Source organism: Profundibacter sp. (assembly GCF_965277155.1).
Taxonomy (GTDB): Bacteria; Pseudomonadota; Alphaproteobacteria; order Rhodobacterales; family Rhodobacteraceae; genus Profundibacter.
The window spans coordinates 735,031-760,414 of sequence record NZ_CBDIBV010000010.1 but is presented as its reverse complement, the minus strand read 5'-3'; the positions used below and the strand labels follow the sequence as shown (position 1 = coordinate 760,414).

26 protein-coding genes and 1 pseudogene are annotated in these 25,384 nt (G+C 59.6%); 10 read left to right on the top strand and 17 right to left on the bottom strand.

Going from position 1 to position 25,384, the window contains the following annotated elements; genetic code table 11:
• Positions 1–39: 39 nt before the first annotated feature.
• The 12 genes from ptsP to ACQY4M_RS11720 form a co-directional block, all read right to left on the bottom strand.
• The gene (ptsP, locus tag ACQY4M_RS11775; protein WP_428544115.1) at positions 40–2,292 is read right to left on the bottom strand and encodes a phosphoenolpyruvate--protein phosphotransferase; all 2,253 of its coding nucleotides are present in this window, start codon (positions 2,290–2,292) and stop codon (positions 40–42) included.
• A 139-nt stretch (positions 2,293–2,431) separates the two neighbouring features.
• The gene (locus tag ACQY4M_RS11770; protein ID WP_428544113.1) at positions 2,432–3,670 is read right to left on the bottom strand and encodes an aspartate kinase; all 1,239 of its coding nucleotides are present in this window, start codon (positions 3,668–3,670) and stop codon (positions 2,432–2,434) included.
• A gap of 88 nt (positions 3,671–3,758) precedes the next feature.
• On the bottom strand, positions 3,759–4,211 hold the full coding sequence (locus ACQY4M_RS11765; protein ID WP_428544502.1) for a DUF1178 family protein: 453 nt from the start codon (positions 4,209–4,211) through the stop codon (positions 3,759–3,761).
• Between the two features lie 60 nt (positions 4,212–4,271).
• Positions 4,272–4,748 carry an NUDIX hydrolase gene (locus ACQY4M_RS11760; protein ID WP_118943574.1) on the bottom strand — a complete coding sequence of 159 codons (477 nt, stop codon included), beginning with the start codon at positions 4,746–4,748 and terminating at the stop codon, positions 4,272–4,274.
• Between the two features lie 63 nt (positions 4,749–4,811).
• Positions 4,812–4,952, bottom strand: coding sequence for a hypothetical protein (locus tag ACQY4M_RS11755; RefSeq protein WP_428544111.1), 141 nt, complete (start codon positions 4,950–4,952; stop codon positions 4,812–4,814).
• Between the two features lie 65 nt (positions 4,953–5,017).
• Positions 5,018–6,061 (bottom strand): IS5 family transposase, encoded by a 1,044-nt coding sequence (locus ACQY4M_RS11750; RefSeq protein ID WP_428539227.1) that lies wholly within the window; start codon positions 6,059–6,061, stop codon positions 5,018–5,020.
• Positions 6,062–6,200: 139 nt separating this feature from the next.
• Positions 6,201–7,169 carry a threonine dehydratase gene (locus tag ACQY4M_RS11745; RefSeq protein ID WP_428544109.1) on the bottom strand — a complete coding sequence of 323 codons (969 nt, stop codon included), beginning with the start codon at positions 7,167–7,169 and terminating at the stop codon, positions 6,201–6,203.
• A 154-nt stretch (positions 7,170–7,323) separates the two neighbouring features.
• Positions 7,324–8,589, bottom strand: a complete 1,266-nt coding sequence (locus ACQY4M_RS11740) for a 3-deoxy-D-manno-octulosonic acid transferase (RefSeq protein WP_428544107.1) — start codon at positions 8,587–8,589, stop codon at positions 7,324–7,326.
• Positions 8,582–9,703, bottom strand: a complete 1,122-nt coding sequence (gene neuC, locus ACQY4M_RS11735) for a UDP-N-acetylglucosamine 2-epimerase (RefSeq protein ID WP_428544105.1) — start codon at positions 9,701–9,703, stop codon at positions 8,582–8,584. Before neuC ends, ACQY4M_RS11740 begins: the two co-directional genes overlap by 8 nt.
• A 59-nt stretch (positions 9,704–9,762) precedes the next feature.
• Positions 9,763–10,794, bottom strand: a complete 1,032-nt coding sequence (locus ACQY4M_RS11730; RefSeq protein WP_428544103.1) for an N-acetylneuraminate synthase family protein — start codon at positions 10,792–10,794, stop codon at positions 9,763–9,765.
• A gap of 289 nt (positions 10,795–11,083) precedes the next feature.
• Positions 11,084–12,127 carry an IS5 family transposase gene (locus ACQY4M_RS11725; protein ID WP_428539221.1) on the bottom strand — a complete coding sequence of 348 codons (1,044 nt, stop codon included), beginning with the start codon at positions 12,125–12,127 and terminating at the stop codon, positions 11,084–11,086.
• 29 nt (positions 12,128–12,156) lie between these two features.
• The gene (locus ACQY4M_RS11720) at positions 12,157–12,378 is read right to left on the bottom strand and encodes a DUF6650 family protein (protein WP_428544101.1); all 222 of its coding nucleotides are present in this window, start codon (positions 12,376–12,378) and stop codon (positions 12,157–12,159) included.
• Positions 12,379–12,531: 153 nt separating this feature from the next.
• Between ACQY4M_RS11720 and istA the strand changes: the two genes are divergently transcribed.
• The 4 genes from istA (at position 12,532) to ACQY4M_RS11700 (ending at position 15,496) form a co-directional block, all read left to right on the top strand.
• The gene (gene istA, locus ACQY4M_RS11715; protein ID WP_428539289.1) at positions 12,532–14,031 is read left to right on the top strand and encodes an IS21 family transposase; all 1,500 of its coding nucleotides are present in this window, start codon (positions 12,532–12,534) and stop codon (positions 14,029–14,031) included.
• Positions 14,028–14,759, top strand: a complete 732-nt coding sequence (gene istB / locus ACQY4M_RS11710) for an IS21-like element helper ATPase IstB (RefSeq protein WP_428539322.1) — start codon at positions 14,028–14,030, stop codon at positions 14,757–14,759. The genes istA and istB overlap by 4 nt, the downstream gene beginning before the upstream one ends.
• 114 nt (positions 14,760–14,873) lie before the next feature.
• The gene (locus ACQY4M_RS11705; protein WP_428544099.1) at positions 14,874–15,080 is read left to right on the top strand and encodes a hypothetical protein; all 207 of its coding nucleotides are present in this window, start codon (positions 14,874–14,876) and stop codon (positions 15,078–15,080) included.
• 50 nt (positions 15,081–15,130) lie between these two features.
• Positions 15,131–15,496, top strand: coding sequence for a hypothetical protein (locus ACQY4M_RS11700; RefSeq protein WP_428544097.1), 366 nt, complete (start codon positions 15,131–15,133; stop codon positions 15,494–15,496).
• Between the two features lie 68 nt (positions 15,497–15,564).
• Here the strand turns inward: ACQY4M_RS11700 and ACQY4M_RS11695 are convergent, their stop codons facing one another.
• From ACQY4M_RS11695 to ACQY4M_RS11675, 5 genes are all read right to left on the bottom strand, one after another.
• The gene (locus ACQY4M_RS11695) at positions 15,565–16,791 is read right to left on the bottom strand and encodes an IS256 family transposase (protein WP_428539582.1); all 1,227 of its coding nucleotides are present in this window, start codon (positions 16,789–16,791) and stop codon (positions 15,565–15,567) included.
• A 163-nt stretch (positions 16,792–16,954) separates the two neighbouring features.
• On the bottom strand, positions 16,955–17,455 hold the full coding sequence (locus ACQY4M_RS11690; RefSeq protein WP_428544095.1) for a DUF3489 domain-containing protein: 501 nt from the start codon (positions 17,453–17,455) through the stop codon (positions 16,955–16,957).
• Positions 17,456–17,804: 349 nt separating this feature from the next.
• On the bottom strand, positions 17,805–18,821 hold the full coding sequence (locus ACQY4M_RS11685; protein WP_428542502.1) for an IS110 family transposase: 1,017 nt from the start codon (positions 18,819–18,821) through the stop codon (positions 17,805–17,807).
• A gap of 78 nt (positions 18,822–18,899) precedes the next feature.
• Positions 18,900–19,028 carry a hypothetical protein gene (locus ACQY4M_RS11680; protein ID WP_428544093.1) on the bottom strand — a complete coding sequence of 43 codons (129 nt, stop codon included), beginning with the start codon at positions 19,026–19,028 and terminating at the stop codon, positions 18,900–18,902.
• The gene (locus tag ACQY4M_RS11675) at positions 19,028–19,222 is read right to left on the bottom strand and encodes a DUF6900 domain-containing protein (RefSeq protein WP_428544091.1); all 195 of its coding nucleotides are present in this window, start codon (positions 19,220–19,222) and stop codon (positions 19,028–19,030) included. Before ACQY4M_RS11675 ends, ACQY4M_RS11680 begins: the two co-directional genes overlap by 1 nt.
• 118 nt (positions 19,223–19,340) lie before the next feature.
• Between ACQY4M_RS11675 and ACQY4M_RS11670 the strand changes: the two genes are divergently transcribed.
• The 6 genes and pseudogenes from ACQY4M_RS11670 (at position 19,341) to ACQY4M_RS11645 (ending at position 25,351) form a co-directional block, all read left to right on the top strand.
• Complete coding sequence (locus ACQY4M_RS11670) at positions 19,341–19,910, top strand: elements of external origin (protein WP_428544089.1); 570 nt, start codon at positions 19,341–19,343, stop codon at positions 19,908–19,910.
• Positions 19,897–21,879: pseudogene (locus ACQY4M_RS11665) on the top strand (phage terminase large subunit family protein). Before ACQY4M_RS11670 ends, ACQY4M_RS11665 begins: the two are co-directional and overlap by 14 nt.
• 3 nt (positions 21,880–21,882) lie before the next feature.
• Positions 21,883–22,089, top strand: a complete 207-nt coding sequence (locus ACQY4M_RS11660; RefSeq protein WP_428544087.1) for a phage head-tail joining protein — start codon at positions 21,883–21,885, stop codon at positions 22,087–22,089.
• Positions 22,089–23,615: a phage portal protein gene (locus tag ACQY4M_RS11655; protein ID WP_428544085.1), complete on the top strand. Its 1,527-nt coding sequence runs from the start codon at positions 22,089–22,091 to the stop codon at positions 23,613–23,615. The genes ACQY4M_RS11660 and ACQY4M_RS11655 overlap by 1 nt, the downstream gene beginning before the upstream one ends.
• 11 nt (positions 23,616–23,626) lie before the next feature.
• On the top strand, positions 23,627–24,232 hold the full coding sequence (locus tag ACQY4M_RS11650) for an HK97 family phage prohead protease (protein ID WP_428544083.1): 606 nt from the start codon (positions 23,627–23,629) through the stop codon (positions 24,230–24,232).
• A gap of 75 nt (positions 24,233–24,307) precedes the next feature.
• On the top strand, positions 24,308–25,351 hold the full coding sequence (locus ACQY4M_RS11645) for an IS5 family transposase (RefSeq protein WP_428539227.1): 1,044 nt from the start codon (positions 24,308–24,310) through the stop codon (positions 25,349–25,351).
• Positions 25,352–25,384 lie beyond the last annotated feature (33 nt).

Genomic DNA, 25,384 nt, shown 5'->3' with positions numbered 1-25,384 from the left:
TGGTGACCGTGGCGAGTATTGCTGTGTTTTCCATATTTGTTACCGTCCTCTTAGCCAGCCCATGATGGCAGGGCGCACGGATTGATCACCACGGGCGCGGGCCTCGTCGATCACGGCTTTGACCTGGTCCAGATTGGCGCGGCGCAGCAGGCTTTTGACGGGGCCAATCGAGGCCGGGCGCATGGACAGGATGCGAAGGCCCATCGCGGCGAAACACAAGGCTTCGATTGGCCGGCCGGCATCCTCGCCACAAAAAGACACAGGCGTGCCGGTTTCATCGCAACGCTCCACGATCCGCTCGATCAGGCTCAGGAAGCTGACATTCAGGGTATCGTAACGCTGCCGTACCCGCTCGTTTTCACGGTCTGCAGCAAAGAAGAACTGTTTCAGATCGTTGCCGCCGATTGAGATGAAATCCACTTCTTCAAAGAATTTGCGTGGGGCAAAGGCCAATGACGGGGTTTCCAGCATCGCCCCGACCTCGAGTTTTTCGGGTATCGGGTGGCCAAGTGCCGCTTCGCGTTCCAGCACACGGTCCAGATGGTCGTGGGCCTGGCAGTATTCCTCGAACTGGGCGATGAACGGAAACATCACGGTCAGCGGGCGTCCGTTGGCGGCACGGATCAACGCTTGCAGTTGCATCCGCATCACGCCCGGTTTGTCCAACCCCACACGGATGGCACGCCAACCAAGGGCGGGGTTGGGTTCGTCCTGGGCTTTCAAATAGGGCAGCACCTTGTCTGAACCGATATCAAGCGTGCGAAACACCACGCGCTGGCCTTTGGCGGCTTTGATAACGCGGGAATATAGCTCTGCCAGTTCGGCGCGTTTGGGCATTTTATTGCGGATCAGAAATTGCAATTCGGTGCGAAACAGGCCCACACCCTCGGCGCCGGAGCTTTCCAGCGACGGCAGGTCGGCAATCAACCCCGCGTTCATCGACAGGGATATGATCTTACCATCCAGTGTCTCGGCCGGTTTGTCGCGGATCGAGGAATAACGCTCCTGTTCCTTGGCCAGCATTGCGATTTTGTCTTTGAAGGCGTTAACCACGTTGTCGTCGGGGCGTAGATGCACGATGCCCTGATCGCCATCGACCATGATCGGATCGCCATTCAGGGCTTCGGTTGTGATGCGTTCGGCGTGGATCACCAGCGGGATCGCCAGTGCGCGCGCAACAATCGCGGCGTGACTGCCGACCGAGCCTTCCTCGAGCACGATGCCGCGCAGTTTGCGCCCGTATTCCAGCAATTCGGCCGGGCCGATGTTGCGGGCCACAAGAACCGGATCATCGGGCATTTCCACGCCGGTGTGGTTCCCTTGGCCGGTCAAGATCCGCAACAGGCGGTTTGACAGATCGTCCAGATCATGCAGCCGTTCACGCAGGTAGGCATCTGTAACCTGGCCCATGCGGGTGCGGGCGGCGGATTGTTCTTTTTCCACGGCGGCTTCGGCCGACAGGCCACGTGCAATGTCCTCTTCCATCCGGCGCATCCAGCCCTTGGAATTGGCAAACATCCGGTAGGTTTCCAGAACCTGCATTTGTTCTTTATGTTCGGCCCCTGCGCCATTGCCAGCTGTGGCCAGCATATCATCCACGGACACCCGCAATTCATCGACAGCGGCGTGCAGGCGGGCAAGTTCGGCCTGCGGATCATCGGCAATCGGGTTGGTCACCACAACGCGGGGTTCATGCAGGAAAACATGACCCATACCAGCCCCTTCCTGCCCCACACCGCCGCGAAACAGAACCGGTTGCTGGTGGCGGGCCGACAGGGCCGCGCCTTCGCCAATGAAAGCGCCGAGCTCGGTCATTTCGGCAACCACCATCGCCACGACTTCCAGCGCGTAAACCTCGTCGTCCGAAAACTTGCGTGCCTCGCGCGATTGCACCACCAAAACGCCCAGCCGTTCACCCAGCCGCTGGATCGGCACACCCAGAAAGGATGGAAACACCTCTTCGCCGGTTTCCGGCATAAAGCGAAACCCGCGCGACGATGGCGCATCCGCCGTGTTCACTATATGCGAGGTTTTGGCCACACGCCCCACCAGCCCTTCGCCCAGCCGCATACGGGTCTGGTGAACGGATTCAGGGTTCAGCCCTTGGGTTGCGCATAGTTCCAGCGTTTCATCATCGCGAAACAGATAGATCGAGCACACCTCGCATTCCATCGATTCCGCGATGATCTGGGTGATCCGGTCCAGCCGTTCCTGGCCTTCGCCCTCGCCGGCCAAGGCTTCACGCAGGCGCACCAGCAGGGTGCGGCTTTTGCTTTTGGTGCTGTTTGTCATGCGCCCCCCTCGTTCGGGTGATTCAACCGGTCGTGCCGAGTTTAAGCGCATCATGCCGTGTTAGGGGCGCAAGTTCCATATGTTTTCGGTTAACAGGCTGTGGAAAATGGGTTTGCTGGTGAATATGCGCCCCGCCAAATCACCCAACCTTGTCCAGTTCGAACGCATCATGCAGCGCCTGCACGGCCAATTCCATATATTTACGATCGACCAGCACGGAAATCTTGATTTCCGAAGTTGTGATCACCTTGATGTTGATGCCTTCGTTCGACAGAACCTCGAACATCTTGGCGGCAACGCCGGTGTGGCTGCGCATGCCGATGCCCACGACCGAAACCTTGGCCACGTCCGTATCGGCCAACAAATCGTGGAAATTGATCTCGCCGCTGGCTTTGGCTTCGGCCATTGCAGCTTCGGCGCGGGCGACCTGATCGACGGGGCAGGAAAAGGTCATATCCGTGCGCCCCTCTTCGGAAATATTCTGCACGATCATATCCACATTCACGCCCGCATCCGACAGCGGCACGAAAATGGCGGCGGCGATACCGGGGCGGTCGGCGACCGAAATAAGGGTCATCTTGGCCTCGTCACGTTGATAGGCGACTCCGGCAACGACATTGCTTTCCATGATTTCCTCCTCGGGGCAGACCAATGTGCCTGCGTCATCTGATTGTTCCTCGAACGAACTGAGCACCCGCAGGCGCATGCCAAACCGCATGGCCAGTTCAACCGAGCGGGTTTGCAGAACCTTGGCACCCAGTGACGCCAGTTCCAGCATTTCCTCGAACGCGATCCTGTCCAGTTTGCGGGCCTTGTCCTCGATCCGCGGATCGGTGGTGTAAACGCCGTCCACATCGGTGTAGATATCGCAGCGCTCGGCATCAAACGCAGCGGCAAAGGCCACGGCTGTCGTGTCGGACCCGCCACGGCCCAGCGTGGTGATGCGCCCCTCTGGGCTGACGCCCTGAAATCCGGCGACCACGGCCACCTTCATGCCCTCGGCGAATTTGGCGTTGATGTTGTCTGTCGGGATTTCCTCGATCCGTGCGGCCGAATGCACCGAATTGGTTTTCAGCGGCACTTGCCAGCCCTGCCAACTGCGGGCGGGCACATCCATTTCCTGCAGGATCAGCGCCATCAGACCGGCGGTGACATTTTCACCGGACGATACCACGGCATCATATTCCCGCGCATCGAACAGCGGCGAGGTTTCCTCGACCCAGCCCACCAGTTCGTTGGTTTTGCCCGACATGGCCGAGACGATGACGATCACGTCATAGCCCTTGGCCACCTCGACACCGACCCGTTTGGCGGCGCGGCGTATGCGGTCAAGCGTGGCCACCGAAGTGCCACCGAATTTCATCACAAGTGTCGGCATATCCGCCCTTTGCAACTTTGCTTTTGTTTAGAGGGTGTTTACGGGGCGATTGGCGTCAGGGCAAGAGGGGCCGAATGCGGCAATGCACCTAATTGGTTTTGCGGCTGGGGGTGAAGGGCAGAGGGGCCACGGGCACGCCGTCTTCCAGCAGCTTCCTGGCTTCTTCCGGCGCGGCTTCGCCATAGATCGGGCGTTCGGGCGCATCGCCATCGTGGATGGCGCGGGCCTGAGTTGCGAACTCCATGCCGACGTATTCGGAATTGGCCTCGACCTGTGATTTCAACTCGGCGATGGCGCGTTCCGCATCGTTCTGCGGCGTGGTCAGGGGGGCGTCCGGTTGCTGGAGTTCCGGTTGCGGGGTCCGTGTGGCCTTGCGGGCAGTGCGCACGCGCGGGGCCATGATGGCCTTTTCCACCGTTGTGCTGGCGCAGGTCGGGCAGGCCACCATTTTGGCGGCATACAGCTTGTCAAAGGCCGGTCCCGACTGGAACCAGCTTTCAAACCTGTGGTCATTTTCGCATTTTAGCGAATAGCGGATCATTGCCTTGGCCTTTGTATCGTGCAGATCAAAAGTAACCATTTGTGGCTCGAAATCAACGGCCTAATGCTTCAGCCGTTTCGGATCAAAATTGCGGATCAGTGGACCCAACTCGGGTTCGCTGATCATCATGGCGGCCTTTTTCAGGCTGAACCATTTGCGCTTGCGCTGACCTGCCTCGGGGTATTCTTTCAAAACCCGCTTAACCTTGAACGGGAACACTGCAACGATGATCGGCAGGTTGTCCCCTTTGGGCAGGGCTTTGGTGTAAGAATAGATGCCAAGGCAGATGTCGGATGGTTTGCCCTCGACCCCGGCTTCCTCGAACGCTTCGGTTGCGGCGGCACCAGCGGGGGTTTCGCCATCCATCGGCCAGCCTTTGGGAATGATCCAGCGCCCCGTGCCGCGGCTGGTCACCAGCAGCACCTGCACCTTGCCGTCATGGATGCGATAGCACAGCGCCCCGAATTGGGTGCGCACGTCATGCTTGTGTGACACATCCAGCCGCTGTGGCTTGTGTTTTACCTTGACTACAGTCACGTCTTTTTGCCGCCGTTTAATACCTGTTACCCGCGTTATTAGCGTGTTTTTCTTTGCTAATGATTAAAATAGGCAAGTTTTAGACAATTTGGAAGCACTTGCAGGGGTTTTCACCATAGGGAACCTCTGTAAATTCCCGTTTTCGCCTTCTTCGCGGCGGGGTGGACGGTTTTTCGCCTGTCCCGCCTGATTGCTTCGGATCATAAACCCATTTTCACCGGTTTCAAGCCGGTTTTGGGTATTTCAGGCACACCTCACCCCATGAACCCTTATCCCGGCGCCGCCAGGCCGCATTCGAACTGGACGAAGCGCTTCATGTTGTAGACCAGGTTCATCATCCCGATGCGAAATCGCGCCCGCTTCAGGCCGATGGAGCGGATCAGCTTGCCGCCCATGGAGCGCTCCTGAAAAGCGAATACATGCTCGACCCGGACCCGCACTTTCGAGCGCCTCCGGTTGGCCTTTTGCTGGCGCTCGCCAAGCGGCTTGCCGCGCCTGCCCTTGTGATGGATATGGCTGTGAAGCCCCCGCTCTTCCAGCTCGCTTTCGATCTTTTGCGAGCGATAGGCGCTGTCGGCCCACAGGTCCGATGAGGTGTTGCTCGCATCAATCAGACCGGCAAGCGCCTGGCTGTCATGCACGGCGGCATCGGTGACATCATAAGCGCGGATGAATTTGTGCCGCCGGTCGACATTGATGTGGTTCTTGTAGCCGTAATAGCTCTTGCCGTGCTTCTTCGTCCAGCGCGCATCCACGTCCTTCTGGCGCTTCTTGTGGGGTTTTTCCTCCCACTCTTCAGGCGTTTCGCCCGCCTTGATTTTCTCGTTCTCGTCCCTTTTGTTGTGCTGGCGCGGCGCCGGAACGATGCTCGCATCAACAATCTGCCCGCCCATCGCCAGATAGCCCTTTTCGCGCAGAAAGGCATCGAACTTGTCAAACAGCTCCTTCATCTTCCCGGCCCCGGCCAGCCTTTCACGGTAGGCCCAGATGGTCTTGGCGTCAGGTACGCTGTCTTCAATGCCAAGGCCGAGAAACCGCATGAACGACAGGCGGTCGCGGATCTGATACTCGATCTGATCGTCAGAGAGGTTGTAGAGCTGCTGCAAAACCATCGTCTTGAATATCAGCACCTCATCCCAAGGCGGGCGGCCAGCGTTGGATTTGCGCTGTTCGGGCGGCGTGCGCCATATGGCCTTCAGCTCGTCCCGGTAATCCTCGAACGGCACCATGTCGTTGAGCAACACCAGCGGATCACCAGATTTGTCCAGTCCCGCATATCGGCTGGAAAGATCAAAAAATCCCATCTGACCCATGACAAAACCCCGTCGGTCGAATCATTTTCATCCTGATGACGATTCTACCCCGTCAGGCCGGATTTTGGGGGATTTTTAGAGGTTCCCCATATTTTGTGGTAAATAGTGCAAAATTGGCAAATTGTTGGGCGGAATCCCCCTATGGCGTGGGTGTTTCGCCCGTCAAAACCTTGGAAAACCAGGCACTGTCGATGTTGCCACCGCTTAGGATCACACCAACCTTCTTGCCCTGCATCCGGTCCTTTTCCTGTATCAGACCGGCCAGCGGGGCAGCACCCGCGCCTTCGGCCAGATTGTGGATGCCGGTGTAATAGGTGCGGATGGCATTCGCCACTTCATCATCCGAAACAGTGATGATCCGGTCCGCGCCTTTGGCGTAAATGTCATAAGCGGCCTGCACCGGAACCCGCACGGCCATGCCATCGGCAAAGGTGACGGCGGAATTGGTTTCGACCATCCGGCCCGCGTCAACCGACAGCTTTGCGGTCTGGGCGTTTTCCGACACCACGCCGACGATTTTGGTATCCAGCCCCAGCGCATCGCGGGCGGTGATGGTGCCGCAAATGCCCGAGCCACAACCAATCGGCACATAGACCGTGTCCAGATCGGGGTGGGCGGTGAACAGCTCAACCCCATAGGTCGCCACCCCGCGCATCAGTTCGGTATGGAATGGCGGAACGACGAACAGTCCCTCGGCCTCGGCCACGCGCATGGCTTCGGTTTTGGCCTCGTCAAAGTCATCTCCGAATTCCACCAGTTCCGCGCCATAGGCCCGCATCGCGGCGTTCTTTTCCACCGAATTGCCGCGCGGGACATAGATTTTTGCGACCAGACCGGCGGCGGTTGCAGCGCGGGCCTGAGACTGGCCGTGGTTGCCGCGGGTGGCGGTGATGATGCCGCGGGCATCCGGGTGGGTGCGTTTCAGCCAGTCGATGAATGTAATGCCGCCGCGCACCTTGAAGGCGCCGGTGGGGGCGTGGTTTTCGTGTTTGACGATGACGTGGGCGCCGGTCGGGGCGGTCAGTTGCGGCCAGTGGATTTGCGGGGTGGGCAGCATCTGGCGGTAAACCAGTCCTTGCGCGGCTTTCAGATCGTCAATCGTGAACATCGGGGCACCTGTCTGTTTGTTTACGGGGGTATGAATAGCGGCAGGGGCAGGGAGGGTCACGCGGAATATTGTAGGGCTACATTGGGGGGTATGAAACGCGTATGATTTGCGTCTGGTAAAGGGTCTGGCAAAATACCGGGTGTGAAAGAAGGGCTTACATCACCCCCAACAACCGCTCTGCCGTCCTGACCACCGCTTGCCGCCCTGCATCGGCCACCTTGGCGGCGGCGGGGCGCAAGTCTGTCAGGGCGGGGTCCAGCAGTGCTTCGGCAAGGGTTTCCCCGTCCGTCACCTGCCGCGCGGCATTGGCGGCGTGGAAGGCGGCATAGTCATCCGCGAAATTTTGCACGTTGGGACCAAAGGTGATGGCACAATCCAGTCGGGCCGGCTCATACGGGTTATGCCCGCCAACGGGGGCGATTGATCCGCCGATGAAACAGCGGTCTGTCAGCCGGAACCACAGGCCCAATTCTCCGATCCGGTCAATGATGGCGATTTGTGCGCCTTTCAGGCTATCCGCCCCATCCAGAATGGCAGCATCAAACCCCAGATCCAGTGCGTGGTTTAAAATCCGCCTCGCACGGGATGGGTCACGCGGAGCGAGGATCAGGCAGGTATCGGGCGCGGTTTCCAGAATCTTTCGATGTGCCTTGAACACGGCGATTTCGTCCTCGGGATGGGTCGAGGCCGCCAGCCACACGGGCCGCCCTGCCAGTGCTTGTTCCATTTGGCTGCGCTTTTCCGGCTGGTCGGCCAGCGGATCAGCCCCCGCTTTCAAAGTGCCGGTGACGGTGATCTTGTCGGCAGGAACCCCAAGGCACCCGAACCCTTCGGCGCTCTCCTCATCCTGCACCTCGATAAAGCGGAACTTGGCGTAAAGGGCGGCGAACATTGCCTTGGCGCGTTGTTTTTTGGCGGCGGACTCGTGGCTCATCCTTCCGTTGATCAGGGCCAGCGGGATGCCTCTGCGTTCAACCTCGGTCAGGAACACCGGCCATATATCGCGCTCGGCCCAGACGGACAGTTGCGGTTGCCAATGGTCCAAAAACCGGCGGGCATAGGCGCGGGTGTCCAGTGGCAGAAACTGGTGGATCGTGCGCGGTGGCAGGTTGTGTTCAATCGCCTGAGCCGAGGTCTTGGCCGAAGACGTCAGCAGGAAATTCAGCGCCGGATCACGGGCCTGCATTTCACGGATCAACGCGGGCAGGGCCAGCAGCTCGCCCACCCCCACCGCGTGCATCCAGACCAGCGGGCCATCGGGGCGGGGCACATCGGTCAGCCCCAGCTTTTCGCGGTACCGCTGCCCGTCCTCTTTGCCACGCAACACGCGTTTTTCCAGATGGCGGCGGGCAAACAGGCGGATCAGAGGGCTGGCCGTCAGATACAGTCCCAGCAGGGCGGATTTGGGCGGCTTAGCCAAGGTCGCAAAACTCTTTTTGCAGCGGGCGCGACCAGAAGGTTTCATCCCTTAGCACCTCGACAAACCGCTGTGCGGATTGCCCCGCGCCAAACCCCGTGTCCGAAGGCAGACGTTTGCCCCATTTGTCCTTTAGAAAACTGTCAATCGTGGCGGCATCATCGGCCGGGCAAGAGGTGATCGAAGCCGCCTCTGAGCGGTTGTTTTGCCGCGTGCCGATGTCAAGGCTCGGCACGCCCAGAAACGGGGCTTCGCGCACGCCAACCGAACTGTTGCCGATATGGGCGGCGGCGTTTTTCAGCAGTTCGGAAAAATAGGCAAACCGCATCGAGGGGATCACGCGGAAACGATCCTTTGGCAGGGTGTTGACCACATCCAGAATGTCGCTGGCCCCCGGATCATTGTTGGGCAAGATCACAACAAAGTTGTGGTTTGACGCGACCAGCCGGTCAAACAATGCGCGGGCCTGCGCGCCGATGCTGGCCTGTTCGCTGGTGACGGGGTGAAAGGTGACGATGCCGTAATCCTCAAACGGGATGTCGTAATATTTGCGCACCTCGTCAATGGTCACACCGGAATCCGCCGCATGTGAATCCAGTTCGGGCGAGCCGATCACATGGATCGTCTCCGCCACTTCGCCCATCGCCATGATACGTTTCTTGGCCACGTCCGAGCTGACAAAATGGCTGGCGGCCAGTTTGGTGTTGCAGTGGCGGAATACCTCGTCGATCGTGCCCGACACCTCGCCGCCCTCGATATGGGCACAGCGCACATAGTTGGTGGCACAGACCAGCGCGCAGGCCAAGGCCTCGACCCGATCGCCATGCACCACCACCAGATCGGGGTTCTGTTCGGCGATGAAATCGGAAAAGCCGATCACGGTTTTGGCAAGCACCATATCCTGCGGGTCATCCTGCCGCTGGTTCAGGTATTCCGAAACCACGACCCCCTGCATCCGGTGGACTTCGTTTTTGGTCAGCCCGTAGCGTTCCATCATATGCATGCCGGTGACGAAAAAGCCGACGTCGAAACCGGCATCTCGGGCGGCAAGGGCCAATGGCTCCAGCTTGCCGAAATCGGCGCGGGTTCCGGTGACGAAGAGGATTCTTTTGCTCATGTTGATCCGTACTACACTATCTGGCCTGACACTAACGCCATCGGTAAGGGCGGGGCAAGTCAGCCCGACAGATCATTCCATTTCAGTTGTTCATTGCGCGTCACCGCACGGGTCAGGCGTTTGCCCACAACCTTGTCAAAATCATATCCTGCAATTTCCCCCGACCCAGGGCGCCGCGCCCAGATGTCGATTTCGGTGATCACATGGCCCGCTGGCAAATCACGGTCGGCCACCACCGAGGCGCGGGCGAAACGGTAAACGTCCTCTTCCGGCCCGGTGCGCTGTTTGTCGTTGTGCAACGCGGTGTGGATTTCGCGCGAACGGTCCACCAACAGACGCAGTTCGGCTGGGTCCATCGAACAGATGATATCCGGCCCTGCGCGATACCGGCTATCGGTATAGTGACGCTCCAGAATGCAAGCCCCCAGCGCGACCGAGGCCAGCGCCATTTCCGGTCCGATCGAATGGTCCGAAAAGCCGACAACGGCGTTCGGGAAGGCCTTTTGCAACTCCGTCACCCCCTTCAGCGACACAATTTCCGGCGGCGATGGGTACAGGTTTGTGCATTCCAGCAGCGCATATTCCACGCCCGCGTCCTCCAGTATCTGAACCGAGGCCCGCAGGCTTTCAATCGTCTGCATCCCCGTCGACATGATCACCGGTTTGCCAAAAGCGGCGATGTGGCGGATCAGCGGCAGGTTATCCGCCTCGCCCGAGCCGATCTTGAAAGCAGGCACGTCGATGTCGTTCAGGAAATCGGCGGCAGCGCGGGAAAACGGGGTGGAAATATAGATCATGCCAAGGGATTCAACATAATCCTTCAGCGCGATTTCATCGTCTTTGGACAGGGCGCACCGCTCCATCACCTCCCAGATCGACACATCGGCATTGGGGGGGAAGATGGCCTTTGCCTCGTCTGTCATTTCATCAGCTACGAAGTGGGTCTGGTGCTTGACCATCTCGCACCCCGAAGCCGCCGCCAGCCGCGCCATTTCCTTGGCAACCTCAAGGCTGCCGCCATGATTGATGCCGATTTCGGCGATTACCAGTGGCGGGTGGTCGGGGGAAATGCTGCGGTTTGCGATTTTCATTGGCGTGCCTCGTTTGTTTTCCTGTTTATGCCAATGGAAGCGGGCAAAGGTCTATAGGATAATTTATAAGAAGGATTGGAGGCATAACCGAAGCGCGCGAATGCTCTCGGCCAACTCGCTGTTCGCAGCTGCTGAATAGAGCAGGTCGGTCAGGAACCGGCGTATTTCCGTTACAGAGTGCACGCAAAGACCTCTGCATGAGGCCATGGCTTTCGGTTGAAGCAAGATTTCGGCCGCCCACCTTGCGCCCCTGCGGGTCCGGCGGACAGACGGGTGGCGGGGTTTGGGGCTATGCGATTGCGGGGGTTTGCGGGTTGAGGGTGATCCTGTTTGCGGCCTTGAGCAGGTTTTGCGCGATGGCGGCCATGACCATCTGGGCATGCACCCTGGCGCGCCCGAAATATCTCGCCCGCTGCAGGCCGAAGAGGCGTTTCATCGTGCCGAAAGTCTGCTCGATGCGGAAGCGGCGTTTCGAAATCAGCCGGTTGAAGCGTTTCTCCGATTGCCGCAGGGGGCGGCCGCGCGCTGCCTTGCGCAGGATGCCGTCGCGGTATTTGCCGCGCAGCATCTGGCGGTTGGCCTTGCTCGCATAGGCCTTGTCGGCCAGCACCCGCTGCGCCTTTGCGCCCGCGATCATGGTGGCGAATTCGGGGCTTTCGGCGGCATTGGCGGGCGTGGTGTGCACCTTGTCGATAAAGCCCTCTTCGTCGCAGCGGGCAAAGCCCTTGTAGCCGAGCGTGCTCTTGCGGCCCTTCTTGACCCAGCGGGCATCAGGGTCGGCGCTGAAATGCAGCTGTGCCCCGTCGGGTGAGACCTCGGGCGGATCATCCGGCGTCCCTTCCCTTGCCCCGTCCTCTGCCCGGTCCTGCGGGGCGTCGATATGGGTGCGCGGGCGCGCCGCCGCCGCGATCAGGGTCGCATCAATGATCGCCGCCTCAGCCTCTTTCAGCTTCAGCCCATGCGCCTCGATCTGGCGGCAGACCTCGGCCAGCAGCTCATCGTAAACGCCACCCCGGACCAGCGCATTGCGGAACCGGCAGTGGGTCGTCTCATCCGGCACCGACGCGTGCAGATCGAGCCCGCAGAACAGCATGAAATCCAGCCGCACCTTCAAGGCCCGCTCCAGCTTCGGGTCGCTCAGCCCGTGCCACTGGCCAACCAGAAGACACTTGAACAGAACAAGCGGATCATAGCCCTGAGGCCCGATCCCCGAGCGCCCCAGACCGCGCCGCAGGATCGGCAAAAACGAGTTCCAATCCATCAGCGCGTCGATCTTCGACAGAACGTCATCCGCGCCGATCCGTGCCGCCGCTTCGTGCAGGAAAAGGTCCATCTATTCACCCCAGAGATTTCCCGGCTAGCTTACCAAAACGGCCAACCCGGGGGAATCCCGATGTTATGCAGAGGTCTTACGCAGTGAATCGGCACCTCCATCTCGGACGGATTGTAGAGCACCCTACGATCTTCCAAGAATGTAACGAGTTTTCGCGCAGTGGTGATTTGCGCCTCTGGCGGGGTCCACGAGACACCACAAACTGGACTGCTCAGCCCGGTAACACGCGACAAAACTTCTTTGAATTTCATGTTTTCCCCGTTTTTGGCTATATTCGTATGTCTAAAATGTGAATCGGCGTGCAAAACTGACCCACTTGGGTGGGTTATGAGCGAGTAAAATTGACCCACCTGTTTCGTTAACATCCGCGCAAAATTGTGCGGAGGAAAGAGCAGGTGATATTGATGGAAAGCGTATCGAAGATCCGGCGCTGGGTGCTGGTTGAAGGGCGCAGCATCCGGTCTGTGGCGCGGGCGACGGGACTGTCGCGGAACACGATCAAGAAGTATTTGAAGGACGAGAATCCGCCGAGCTACCAGCGCCATGCGCCGCCAGTTCGGCACAAACTGTGCAATGGGTTTGATCTTCGGCTGCAGGAACTGTTTGATCAGGACTCGAGGCGACCACGCCGGGAGCGGCGGACGGCCCAGAAGCTATACGAGCAGCTTGTGGCAGAGGGCTATACCGGGTCCTATTCGCCGGTTCAGCGTTTTGTTCGTGAGTTGAAGCGCGCCGGGGCCTGTTCGGGAGATGCGTTTATCCCGCTGCATTTTGCGGCGGGTGACGCGCTGCAATTTGACTGGAGCGAAGAACGGGTCGTACTGGGTGGTGTCGAGCAGAAGGTGAAGGTCGCTCATTTCCGCCTGTGTCACAGCCGCAAGCCTTTCGTGATTGCCTATCCCGGTGAAGCCCAGGAGATGGTGCTGGATGCTTTCGTGCAGGCGCTGTCCTTTTACGGAGGCGTTCCGCGCAGGGTGATCATCGACAACCCCAAGACCATGGTGACCTACGTTTCGCGCTCGAAGGAGCGGATATTCCATCCCCGGTTCCTGGCCTTGATGAACCACTATGTGATGGAGCCGGTGGCCTGCACGCCCGCTGCGGGCTGGGAGAAGGGACAGGTCGAGAACCAGGTCCAGTTCTTGCGGGGCCGGTTGTTCGTTCCCGAACCGGCCTTTGATGATCTCGAGGCGCTGAACGCGTGGCTGCGTCTGCGTTGCGAAGATCTGGCAGAGCGTCCCCATCCCGAGCAGCAGGATCGCACGATTACCGAAGTGTTCGAAGACGAGCGCGCCGAACTGCGCCCCCTGGGTCGGGCCTTCGACGGCTACGTGGAAAAGACCGTCCGTGTCCGCTCCACCTGCCTGGTTCAATATGCCAGCAATCGCTACAGCGTGCCCTCCCGCTTTGCCGGGCATCATGTGTCGCTACGCGCCTATGCCGGCCGGATCGTGGTGGTCTCCGGTCAGGATGTGATTGCCGAGCACAGGCGTCATTTTACCCGCAATATCAGCTATTTCGAGCCCTGGCATTACGTTCCCCTGCTGGACCGCAAGCCTGGTGCCCTGCGCAATGGCGCCCCCTTTGTGGGCTGGGAACTGCCCGAGGCCATGCATCGGATCAGGGAACATTACATGGCTGGTAAAGGCGGGGATCGGGAGTTCGTCGACCTGCTCCTGCTGGCACAGGATCACGGGATCGAGGTGGTCGAGACGGCCTGCAATCTGGCGGTGGCACAAAACACCCTGCGGCTGCCCGCCATCATCAATCTGATCAACCAGTTGGTGGAACCGGTCATCACACCGCTCAGCGATGCCTGCGCTTATCCGCAGCTGACCTTGCGGCCCGAAGCCGATTGCAAACGCTATGAGACCCTGTGCTCGGCTGAGGAGGTTGCCGTATGAATGCCTTGATCGACCAACTGACAGCCCTCAGGTTGCATGGAATGGCAGCTTGCGCCCATGATCTGCTGTCCGCGCGCAAGCCGCCAAGTCTGACCACAGCGATAAGGCAACTGATCGACGCCGAGACTGTAGAGCGCCGGGTGCGCTCCATCCAGTATCAAATGAGGGTTGCGAAGTTCCCCCATCACAAGGACTTCGCCACCTTCGATTACAGCGCCGCCGCCCTCACCCAGGCCCAGATCGAACCATTCTGCACCGGCCAGTTCACAGAGGAGGCCCATAACCTCATCCTGGTGGGCGGAACCGGCACGGGCAAAACCCACATCGCCATCGCGCTGGGAACGACGCTGATCAACAACGGCAAGAAGGCGCGCTTCTTCAACGCCGTCGATCTGATCAACGCCCTGATCAAGGAACAGGCCGACGGCAATGCAGGGAAGATCATCCGGCAGCTCTCGGCTTTGGACTGCGTCATCATCGACGAGCTGGGCTACATCCCGTTTCCCAAATCCGGTGGCGCGTTGCTCTTCCATCTGATCAGCAAGCTCTACGAGAAGACCAGCATCATCATCACAACCAACCTTGAGTTCGGTGAATGGGTCTCGGTCTTCGGGGATGCCAAGATGACAACCGCCCTTCTGGATCGCGTCACTCATCACTGCAACATCATCGAAACCGGCAATACCTCATACCGGTTCGCCCAGAGTAAACGCCGTAGAAAAAACTAGCCGTTCCGCAAGCAAAGCCCCCAGACGGACTCGCTACATGAAGGCGGCCCGACTGGGGGCTTTGCGCCACAAAGGGGGGGGCAAATTTAAATGCCGAAACCGGGTCAGTTTTAAATGCTCATTGACAATCCAGACAAAGAGCATTTACTTCACATCGCCACTACAGCACTTGATCGCATTGGATTTGAAGATGTTTCGGTACTTGCACTTCGAGAAATGAAGACATTGTATGACGAGTTTTCCATAAGTGATAATGGCGAAGATACTTACCTCAGCGACGGAATGTGGGTTACGCCGGACGGTCGGATGATCGAAAAATAATTTTTAACTGAGCGAGACGTTGGATTTCACGAAACGGACGGTGTAACAATATGGGTGATTTTGAGGATGTCTTTGGTGCGGGGGCCGACGCTGTCGATATTATTGATGGCTACAACAGGGAATACCTACGAGAAACCCGCAAACAAAAGCTTGAAACCGCGAATAGTCAGGATGGGCAGGAAACTTGGCGGGCGTCGATGTTTGCAAGAGGATACACACAGGGCCCGCTGTTTTCATCGTTTGAGGAATTATCCAATTGGGATCGTACGAATGAGCGCCCTCATGTTCGGCGGCGGACTTCTGATGGCTTTGAAGTATTTTTCACGGACAGCAAGGATTTCGCCTCGAATGATAAATCAGAAACACCGAGTATAAACAGTTCCACAGCCAACGATGACAGTGAAATTCCGTTCTGATCGGTTGTGTCTCGAAAGTGGTGGAAATTGATTTCAGGCACCTCCGAGCGGGTTGAGTTATGCGCCGGTCAGGCGGCTTGGTCAAGGGTTGCGTCGGCGACGGGCTGAGCGAGCGTTTCCCAGCCATCGACCTTTCGCATGACGATCTGCCCCGAGGCCATCAGAGCCCAAAGCAGCATCGGCACGGTCTCGGCGCATGGCAGCACGGTCTGGGTCTTGATGCGGCGGCGGAATTCCTCGTTCAGGCGTTCGATCGCATTTGTCGTTCTGGCCGATTTCCACTGGCCTTGTGGCAGACGCGTGAAGGTGAAAAGCTTATCTCCTGCTTCTTCCAAGCTGTCAGCGACGGCCTTGCATTTCAGCCGCCATTTTCGCAGAAATGCCTTGCGGCGGGTGGCGATTTCCTCGGGTGTTTTGGCGTAGATCATGTCGCGGTAATCTTCTGTCAACTCATCATGCATACGCTTGGGTGCCTTGGCCAGAAGGTTGCGGTGCTTGTGCACCGTGCACCTCTGGATCGGCAGATCTTCACCCCAGAGGGCAATGAGAGCGACCTCAAGTCCCGGTGCCCCGTCCACGATGACAAATTCGGGCCGTTTCAACCCGCGCGCATCCAGATCGTTGATGAACTGACGCCAGGCGGAGGTGCTTTCGCCGCCCATGTTCATCAGTGATAACAAGACCTTCTGCCCATCCCGGCGCACGCCAATCGCGGCCAGAACCGAGATATTGGTGGCCTTCCTGTCAATCCGCGTTTTGATCACGGTGCCGTCCAGGATCAGCCGCACGATGTCTTCATCCGCAAGGCTGCGGGCGCACCACGCCTGCCAGTCCACCTTCACCTTGCGCCAGGCGCGGCTCACCACATCCTTGCTGACCGCCCCCTGAAACAGGCCGAACAGGGCGCGTTTTACCCGCCGTGTGTTGGTGCCCGAAAGGTAGACAGCAGCGATCAGCGCCTCGGCCTTCTTCGTCAGCCGCTGGTAGCGGGGCAATGCCTTCGAGCGCCATTCTCTGGCCTTGCCGGCCTCGCCTGTGATCCGCGCACGCGGCACGCGCACCGTTTCGGTTCCAAATGTTCCGACCAGTTGCCGCTCGCGATGCCCGTGGCGGTATCCGGCCTTTGCCCCGCCGCTGCGGCCATACCGGCAACGGCCCAGAAACTGCTCCAGCTCCTCTTCGAAAACCGCCTCGATCGTCGCGCGGATGTTCTGGCGCAGCCGGTCTTCAATCGGGTCATAGCCTGCTTCATTGGCCAGTAGCGCGGATGTCGATGTTGCTGTATTCTTTGTCATGGCGTGATCTCCTTGGCGGTTCCAGCCGCCGGTTGGGTGGCTTCGATGCACCCGGAGATTACGCCGTCCTCGAATTTCCACCAAACTCGCGACACTACCTTCTGATCAATCGTCTAATTTTAGATACCCCAACCAAACCTTTAAATGGCAATGAATGACATGGCTAGGAAGCGATTTTGTAAGTTCGACCGCGCCCCTCGACTTTCTCGGAGGTGATGGCCAGCCCCAGCCGCTTTTTCAATGTGCCTGAAATGGCTCCACGTATAGTGTGCGACTGCCAGTTAGTTGCCTTGGCGATCTCGGCGATCGTTGCCCCGTCGGGGGCTTCGAGCATCTCGATCAGCATGGCCTGTTTGGTGCCTGCTCGGGGTTTGGGCTGTGCCGGATCAGTTTGCGGCGTTTCTGTTTCGACCCCGATGGCCGCCAGCCCCGCATCGGTAATGACCAGCGTGGTGCCGTGGCCATCGCCGGTCTTGCGCCATGTCGGTTCGCCCTTGCGAATATCGGCTTCGACCTCGTCCAGAAAACCCTTCCGGATCAAGGGCACGATCACCTTGTTGGCGGCCCCGCCCCGCAGGCGGTCCGGCAGCGGCAAGGCAATACGGTCGTCCTGTTGCGACGCACGCGACAAGATGAGGGTCTGGGTTTCGGTAAGTTTGCTCATGCTGAATATTCTCCTTCTTGAAAGGCGCGGTCGCAAATCTCGCGCAGGTTCTTTGAAATGTCGGCCAGATCGCCCACATGGCCCCATGTATGGATGGCCCCTGCTGGGCAAGTACAAAATTGGTACTGCAACTGGCGTTTCGCGGCCATGTATTCGGCGTCTGTTTGCAGATGTATTTCTGCGCGCCTTGATGAAGTCCGCATGTATCAGGTCCAATCAGTGGAACGCGATCGTATCGCTTGGGGCCACACGGGGTGTCCTGATACGTTTATTGCCTTTTGCCATCACCTCACTTTGCGCCTTGCCGTCTCGGAAGCCGGGCGGGCCCGGCTATTGTGTTTTGGTCAATTTATGCGGGCCGGTAGCTTTGGCCGGATTTCAACAACGCCCAGATCGTTCGGGCCATTTTGTTCGCAATGGCAATCGCCACCACCTTCACCGGCTTTCTCTTCAGCAATTGCCAGATCCAATCATCGCCTTCCCCACGCCGGCGTCGTGTGCGGATACGCGCCAGAGCGCCAAGATAAAGTAACCGTCGAATATACCGGTCACCCATTTTCGATATGCCACCCATCCGTTCCCGACCGCCGCTTGAATTCTGTTTGGGGGTAAGGCCGATCCATGCCGCATAGTCGCGTGCTGAGCGGAACTGCGACACATCCGGCGTTGTCGCGGTAATCGCGCTGGAAGTCAGCACCCCGACACCGGGGATCGTGGTCAGGCGACGTGCAGTTGGGTCTTGCCGTTGGGAAATCTCAATTTGGCGGGTGATTTCGGCAACCCGATCACGGGTCTCATGGAACTGCCGGGAAAGGAGATCGAATGCAACGCCAGCTTGTTCTGGAAGCTCTGCGGCTGCCTCAAGCAGACGGTCGACATTTTGTACGCCAACAGGCGCAACAATTCCGAATTCAGCCAGATGCGAGCGGATGGCATTGACGATCTGCGTGACCTGCCGGACCAGAATATCGCGGGTGCGGTGTTGCATCAAGATGGCTTGGTGTTCTTCGGTCTTGGCTGGCACAAAGCGCATGGTCGGCCGGGTTACAGCCTCGCATATTGCTTCCGCATCTGCGGCATCCGTCTTTTGACGCTTGATGTAGGGCTTGACATAAGAAGGTGGCATCAGACGCACATTATGGCCCAGACGTGTCAGCTCACGCGCCCAGAAGTGGGCTCCGGCGCAGGCCTCAATGCCAATCAGACAGGAATTCAGCAGCCTAAAGAATGAAAGAACCTGGCTGCGGCGCAACTGGCGTCGGACAATCACTTGCCCTTGTATATCAATGCCGTGCACCTGAAAAACATTCTTGGCAATGTCGAGGCCGACGGTGACGATAGCCTCTGCTTGTAGTTTCTTGTTCATGATCCTCTCCTTGTGAAGCACTTCTACGGCCCTCACTTTGCCATAGTGAGTTGACGGAAGCAGGGGCCATCCACGCCATCAGTGAATTTCATCGGGGTTGGCCTCGAAATGCTCGTCACTGAGCCCCTGAAGGCGGGCAAGCATGGTGTCGATCTCGGCCTTGCGGGTCAGGAAGGCGACCAGAGCCTTGTCATTGCTGCGGGTCATCATTTTGCCTCCTGTGCGGCGGCCAGCCCTGCGGCGTAGGCGGCTTCAAGGGCGGCTTTGACGCCCCAGACCGAAACCTCGTGAAAGTCGAGGCTGTCGCTTTTGCGCTCTTCCAGCGTCTCGATGAAGAGGTGCTTTTGGGCAATGCCGGTCATCAGGTCGGCGGGGGCGGCTTGGTTGGTTTTGGTTGTCATGGTCTGGCTCCTTTTCGTTGTAATCAGATTCGCTCTATCCGCACGTCTAATCAACGATAATCGACGTAATTTCAGTGCTTTATGACCCGCCACATGATTACAATCCAACACAGGAAACATGCCGGAAATGGGCCTTTCGCGCAGGAAATATGCCACCCGTCGCGGGGTCAGTGAAAAGGCTGTGCGCAAGGCCATTGCGGCGGGACGCATTACGGTGGAGGCGGACGGCACCATTGATCCGGTGAAGGCCGATAGGCAGTGGGCCGCGCAGACCGATCCGGCGATGCAGCGGGGCCGGAATACCGGAAGCGCGGCAACAAAGCCCGTGCCCAAATCCGCTCTGCGCGCCGTGGATGACACCCTGCGCGATGCTGGAGCCATGCCGGAAGCCGGTGGCGAGGTGTCTTTCATGCGCGCCCGCATGGCCAACGAGGTGCTGAAGGCGCAAACCGCCAAGGTGCGGCTGCAAAAGATGAAGGGCGAACTGGTCGATCGGGCCAGCGCCACCACCATGGTGTTTGATCTGGCGCGGCGCGAGCGCGATGCCTGGCTGAACTGGCCCTCGCGCGTGGCGGCCAATATGGCGGCCGAGCTGGGTGTGGATACGCATCTGACCGAACAGGTGCTGGACAAATACCTGCGCCGGCACCTCGCCGATATGGCGGAGATAGAGATTGCGCTCAGGTGAATTTGACGGCTCGGATGAACTCCTGCGGGCCTGGAAAGCAGGCCTTGCACCGGACCCGACGCTAACGGTTTCCGAATGGTCGGATCGCCACCGGATACTGTCGTCGCGCTCGGCCTCGGAGGCCGGTCCCTATCGCACCGCCCGTACGCCGTTCATGCGCGAAATCATGGACGCGCTATCACCAAGCCACCCCGCGCGGCGCGTTGTGTTCATGAAATCTGCCCAGGTCGGGGCGACCGAGGCGGGCAACAACTGGATCGGCTATTGCATCCACCGCGCACCGGGTCCGTTTCTGGCGGTACAGCCGACGGTCGATCTGGCCAAGCGGCTGAGCCAGCAGCGGATCAACCCGCTGGTCGAGGAAAGCCCCGAGCTGCGCGAACTGATCATGCCGTCGCGATCGCGGGATTCCGGCAATACCATTCTGGCAAAACGCTTTCCCGGCGGGCAGTTGATTTTGACAGGGGCGAATTCGGCGGTGGGCCTGCGCTCGATGCCGGCACGCTGGATATTTCTGGACGAGGTCGATGCCTATCCGGGCGACATTGATGGCGAAGGCGACCCGATTGCCTTGGCCGAGGCGCGCACCATCAGTTTCGGGCACCGATCAAAAGTGTTTCTGACCTCGACCCCGACCATCAAGGGCGTGAGCCGGATCGAGCGGGAGTATGAAGTGTCCGACCAGCGACGGTATTTTGTGCCCTGTCCGCACTGCGGCGGCCTGCAGTGGCTGCAGTTCGAGCGGTTGCGCTGGGCGAAAGGCCAACCGGAAACCACGCGCTATATCTGCGAGCATTGCGAGGAGCCGATTGAGGAGCGGTTCAAAACGCAGATGATGGACGAGGCGAACGGAGCTTGCTGGAGGTCCACGGCCGATGATGCGACACGCGCCGTGGCCGAGGCTGCCGGTGTTGTCGGCTATCATATCAACGGGCTGTATTCGCCGCTGGGCTGGCTTGGCTGGGTAGAGATAGCCCGCAGCTGGGAGGAAGCAGCGGGCAATGACGCCGCCCTGAAAACCCTCAAAAACACCGTGCTGGGCGAGACATGGCAGGAACGCGGCGAAGCGCCTGACTGGCAACAGCTTTACGAGCGGCGCGAGGATTATCAGCTGGGCCATGTGCCCGCCGGTGTGCTGGTGCTGACGGCCGGTGCGGATGTGCAGCGTGACCGGATCGAGATCGACATCTGGGGTTGGGGACGAAACCTGCAATCCTGGCTGATCGAGCATGTGGTGATTGACGGGGATACCGCCAGTCCGCAGGTTTGGGCGCAATTGTCGGAGTTTCTCGCCACCACATGGCCGCATGTGGATGGTGCCCGCATGGCGCTGGCTCGGATGGCAATCGATACCGGCGACGGGGTCACCACTGCCATGGTTTACGCCTGGGTGCGCGCGGCCGGTCGGGGTCAGGTGATTGCCATCAAGGGGGTTGGCGGGTTTGATCGCTCCACGCCGGTGGACGGGCCAACTTACGTTGAAACCACCGAGGGCGGGCGTAAACTCAAACGCGGCGTGCAGCTCTAGAAAGTGGCGGGCGCGGTGTTCAAATCCGAGCTATATCGCCTGCTGCGCCTGACCCCGCCCACGGATGATGATCTGGCGGAAGGTGGCGAATGGCCCGCCGGATATGTCCACATCCCCAAGGGCACGCCTGCCGAGTGGTTCCGCCAGCTGACGGCCGAGCATCTGATGGCGAGTAAAACCCGTCAGGGGTTTCAAAAGCTGGAATGGCAGCAGATCCGCGAGCGCAACGAGGCGCTGGATTGTCGGGTCTACGCCCGCGCGGCCGCGTGGCTGATGGGCATTGATCGCTGGGATGATCGACGCTGGGAGCAGCTGGAAGAACAATTGCGGCCGGGGAAGATCGAGGCCGCGCCTGCGGGCGTGCCCAACCGGTCCCCGCAACAACAGATAAAGCGCCGTCCATCCGACTGGATGGGGTCGCGCAGAGGGAAATGGTTTTAGGATATGGCATATACACAAACGGAGCTCGATGCATTAAAGGCGGCCTTTGCCGCGGGTGTTCTGCGCCTGACCTATGACGGCAAATCTGTCGAATACGGCAGCGCCGAAGATATGCTGCGCCGCATCTCCGTGATCGAGGGGGAAATGGCCAAGGCAGCGGGAAAAGCGCTTCCCGTAGCAGGGTTTGCCACATCGCGCAGGGCACGCTGATGAAACCGACCACACCAACTGTGCGCTGGGGGCTGCTGGATGCGGTGATTTCCGGTATTGCGCCGCGCACCGCCTCGCGCCGCTATGCCGCCCGTGTCGCCATTGCCAATATGCGTCGTGGTTATGACGGCGCGGCGCGCGGACGGGCCACCGATGGCTGGGTCGCGGGCGGCACATCGGCCGACGCGGAAATTGCCGTGGCCGGACCGCTGTTGCGGGCGCGCATGCGCGATCTGGTGCGCAATAACGCCATCGCGGCGCAGGCGGTGCAGGTGCTGGTCAACAATATCGTCGGCTCCGGTATTATTCCGCGCGCCAATACCGGCGATGCAGAACTGGACAAAACAGTCGATCAGCTCTGGCAGCGCTGGGCGGCCACCTGTGATGCCCACGGACACACGACGTTTCAGGGGCTTTTGAGCCTTGCCGTGCGCGAAATGATCGAGGGTGGCGATGTGTTTGCCCTGAAACGTCCGCAGCGCAAGGGTGCGGCCGGAGGTGTCCCTCTGCGTATCGAATTGCGCGAGGCGGATCATCTGGACGAGGCCCGCGCCAACCATCTGCGCGACGGCTCCGGCATTCGTCAGGGCATTGAATACGACAAGTCCGGCAACCGTGTCGCCTACTGGATGCACCCGAACCATCCGGGCAATTCCCTTGCCGTCACCCAATCCGCGCCGGTGCGCGTGAGCGCCAACATGGTCGCTCATCTGTTCGAGCGCCAACGCGTGCAGAACCGTGGCGTGCCCTGGGGCACCCCCGCCATGCGTGCCATTCGCGATGTGGATGACTGGCAGAACGCCGAGCTCGTGCGCAAGAAAACCGAGGCCTGCCTTGTCGGTATCGTCTTCGGGGCCGAGGAAGACCAGATGTCGATTGCCCCCACGGTGCAGGACGCAGATGGCAACCGCGTGGAACAGTTCGAGCCGGGGCTGATTGCCTATGCGCGCGGCGGCAAGGACATCAAGTTCAACCAGCCCGCCAGCACCGCCGGTGTCTATGAATGGCACCGTGTGCAACTCCACATTATCGCGGCGGGGTTCCGCGTGCCCTATGCGCTGATGACCGGTGATCTGAGCCAGACGAACTTTGCCTCCTCCCGTGTGGGTCTCAATGAATTCCGCCGTATGGTGGCACAAATCCAGCACCAGACGGTGATCCCGATGTTCTGTGAGCCAATCTGGCGCTGGTTTATCGAGATGGCACAGGTGGCAGGCCTTCTGCCAACAGATGCGCACATCCCCGCGCAATGGACCCCGCCGCGCTTTGAAAGCGTCAACCCGTTGCAGGATGCGCAGGCCGATATGCTCGAGGTGCGCGCAGGATTTTCCAGCCTGCCGCAGCAGATCGCGCGGCGCGGCCTTGATCCGGAAACCCTGATCGCCGACTGGGCCGCCTTTGCCGACAAGACCGATGCGCTCGATCTGGTGTTTGACAGCGACCCGCGGCTGGTCAGCAAGGCCGGCCTCGCCCAGACCAACGACCCGTCCCAGCCAGTTCAACCGCCGGATCAGGGCAATACCTGAAGGAGAAAAATATGCCCGAAACCACCATAGAGCTTCCAGCGCTCAGCCGCGAGGCGCATCTGCGCGCCGAAACCGTTAATGAAGCCGCCCGCACCGTTGAAATCACCTGGACCAGCGGAGCCACCGTACGCCGCAACCGGCTGTTTCAGGATGCGATCGACGAGGAATTGTCGGTGGAACCCGATGCCGTGCGGCTGGAACGCCTGAATGCCGGCGCGCCGTTTCTAAACACGCACCGCGCGGGGTCGCTCGACTCCGTGCTGGGCGTGGTAGAGGCAGGCTCCGCCCGTATTGAAAACGGGCTGGGCACCGCCACGATCCGCTTTTCCGAGCGCGCCGAGGTGGAGCCGGTGTTTCGCGATATTGCCGCCGGCATCATCCGCAATGTCTCGGTCGGTTATCGCGTGCATCGTTACGACATCGAGAAACGCGACGGTGCGCCCGAGCTTTGGCGCGCGGTCGACTGGGAACCGTTGGAAATCTCCGCCGTCCCGATCGGAGCCGATCCGGGCGCGCAGGTGCGCAGCGGTGATCAAACCGAGGCCCGCAGCCCCTGTATTCTGACGCGGCAGGAAAACGCCCCCAATAAGTACGAAATCACGAAAGGGAACCTCTAAAAATCCCCCAAAATCCGGCCTGACGGGGTAGAATCGTCATCAGGATGAAAATGATTCGACCGACGGGGTTTTGTCATGGGTCAGATGGGATTTTTTGATCTTTCCAGCCGATACGCGGGACTGGACAAATCTGGTGATCCGCTGGTGTTGCTCAACGACATGGTGCCGTTCGAGGATTACCGGGACGAGCTGAAGGCCATATGGCGCACGCCGCCCGAACAGCGCAAATCCAACGCTGGCCGCCCGCCTTGGGATGAGGTGCTGATATTCAAGACGATGGTTTTGCAGCAGCTCTACAACCTCTCTGACGATCAGATCGAGTATCAGATCCGCGACCGCCTGTCGTTCATGCGGTTTCTCGGCCTTGGCATTGAAGACAGCGTACCTGACGCCAAGACCATCTGGGCCTACCGTGAAAGGCTGGCCGGGGCCGGGAAGATGAAGGAGCTGTTTGACAAGTTCGATGCCTTTCTGCGCGAAAAGGGCTATCTGGCGATGGGCGGGCAGATTGTTGATGCGAGCATCGTTCCGGCGCCGCGCCAGCACAACAAAAGGGACGAGAACGAGAAAATCAAGGCGGGCGAAACGCCTGAAGAGTGGGAGGAAAAACCCCACAAGAAGCGCCAGAAGGACGTGGATGCGCGCTGGACGAAGAAGCACGGCAAGAGCTATTACGGCTACAAGAACCACATCAATGTCGACCGGCGGCACAAATTCATCCGCGCTTATGATGTCACCGATGCCGCCGTGCATGACAGCCAGGCGCTTGCCGGTCTGATTGATGCGAGCAACACCTCATCGGACCTGTGGGCCGACAGCGCCTATCGCTCGCAAAAGATCGAAAGCGAGCTGGAAGAGCGGGGGCTTCACAGCCATATCCATCACAAGGGCAGGCGCGGCAAGCCGCTTGGCGAGCGCCAGCAAAAGGCCAACCGGAGGCGCTCGAAAGTGCGGGTCCGGGTCGAGCATGTATTCGCTTTTCAGGAGCGCTCCATGGGCGGCAAGCTGATCCGCTCCATCGGCCTGAAGCGGGCGCGATTTCGCATCGGGATGATGAACCTGGTCTACAACATGAAGCGCTTCGTCCAGTTCGAATGCGGCCTGGCGGCGCCGGGATAAGGGTTCATGGGGTGAGGTGTGCCTGAAATACCC

What these genes read in the sequence shown, in the direction of transcription:
- ptsP (WP_428544115.1), bottom strand. Translation starts at nt 2,292, where the DNA reads ATGACAAACAGCACCAAAAGCAAAAGCCGCACCCTGCTGGTGCGCCTG.
- ACQY4M_RS11770 (WP_428544113.1), bottom strand. Translation starts at nt 3,670, where the DNA reads ATGCCGACACTTGTGATGAAATTCGGTGGCACTTCGGTGGCCACGCTT.
- ACQY4M_RS11765 (WP_428544502.1), bottom strand. Translation starts at nt 4,211, where the DNA reads ATGATCCGCTATTCGCTAAAATGCGAAAATGACCACAGGTTTGAAAGC.
- ACQY4M_RS11755 (WP_428544111.1), bottom strand. Translation starts at nt 4,952, where the DNA reads ATGATCCGAAGCAATCAGGCGGGACAGGCGAAAAACCGTCCACCCCGC.
- ACQY4M_RS11750 (WP_428539227.1), bottom strand. Translation starts at nt 6,061, where the DNA reads ATGGGTCAGATGGGATTTTTTGATCTTTCCAGCCGATATGCGGGACTG.
- ACQY4M_RS11745 (WP_428544109.1), bottom strand. Translation starts at nt 7,169, where the DNA reads ATGTTCACGATTGACGATCTGAAAGCCGCGCAAGGACTGGTTTACCGC.
- neuC (WP_428544105.1), bottom strand. Translation starts at nt 9,703, where the DNA reads ATGAGCAAAAGAATCCTCTTCGTCACCGGAACCCGCGCCGATTTCGGC.
- ACQY4M_RS11730 (WP_428544103.1), bottom strand. Translation starts at nt 10,794, where the DNA reads ATGAAAATCGCAAACCGCAGCATTTCCCCCGACCACCCGCCACTGGTA.
- ACQY4M_RS11725 (WP_428539221.1), bottom strand. Translation starts at nt 12,127, where the DNA reads ATGGACCTTTTCCTGCACGAAGCGGCGGCACGGATCGGCGCGGATGAC.
- ACQY4M_RS11720 (WP_428544101.1), bottom strand. Translation starts at nt 12,378, where the DNA reads ATGAAATTCAAAGAAGTTTTGTCGCGTGTTACCGGGCTGAGCAGTCCA.
- istA (WP_428539289.1), top strand. Translation starts at nt 12,532, where the DNA reads ATGGAAAGCGTATCGAAGATCCGGCGCTGGGTGCTGGTTGAAGGGCGC.
- istB (WP_428539322.1), top strand. Translation starts at nt 14,028, where the DNA reads ATGAATGCCTTGATCGACCAACTGACAGCCCTCAGGTTGCATGGAATG.
- ACQY4M_RS11705 (WP_428544099.1), top strand. Translation starts at nt 14,874, where the DNA reads ATGCTCATTGACAATCCAGACAAAGAGCATTTACTTCACATCGCCACT.
- ACQY4M_RS11700 (WP_428544097.1), top strand. Translation starts at nt 15,131, where the DNA reads ATGGGTGATTTTGAGGATGTCTTTGGTGCGGGGGCCGACGCTGTCGAT.
- ACQY4M_RS11695 (WP_428539582.1), bottom strand. Translation starts at nt 16,791, where the DNA reads ATGACAAAGAATACAGCAACATCGACATCCGCGCTACTGGCCAATGAA.
- ACQY4M_RS11690 (WP_428544095.1), bottom strand. Translation starts at nt 17,455, where the DNA reads ATGAGCAAACTTACCGAAACCCAGACCCTCATCTTGTCGCGTGCGTCG.
- ACQY4M_RS11685 (WP_428542502.1), bottom strand. Translation starts at nt 18,821, where the DNA reads ATGAACAAGAAACTACAAGCAGAGGCTATCGTCACCGTCGGCCTCGAC.
- ACQY4M_RS11680 (WP_428544093.1), bottom strand. Translation starts at nt 19,028, where the DNA reads ATGACCCGCAGCAATGACAAGGCTCTGGTCGCCTTCCTGACCCGCAAG.
- ACQY4M_RS11675 (WP_428544091.1), bottom strand. Translation starts at nt 19,222, where the DNA reads ATGACAACCAAAACCAACCAAGCCGCCCCCGCCGACCTGATGACCGGC.
- ACQY4M_RS11670 (WP_428544089.1), top strand. Translation starts at nt 19,341, where the DNA reads ATGCCGGAAATGGGCCTTTCGCGCAGGAAATATGCCACCCGTCGCGGG.
- ACQY4M_RS11660 (WP_428544087.1), top strand. Translation starts at nt 21,883, where the DNA reads ATGGCATATACACAAACGGAGCTCGATGCATTAAAGGCGGCCTTTGCC.
- ACQY4M_RS11655 (WP_428544085.1), top strand. Translation starts at nt 22,089, where the DNA reads ATGAAACCGACCACACCAACTGTGCGCTGGGGGCTGCTGGATGCGGTG.
- ACQY4M_RS11650 (WP_428544083.1), top strand. Translation starts at nt 23,627, where the DNA reads ATGCCCGAAACCACCATAGAGCTTCCAGCGCTCAGCCGCGAGGCGCAT.
- ACQY4M_RS11645 (WP_428539227.1), top strand. Translation starts at nt 24,308, where the DNA reads ATGGGTCAGATGGGATTTTTTGATCTTTCCAGCCGATACGCGGGACTG.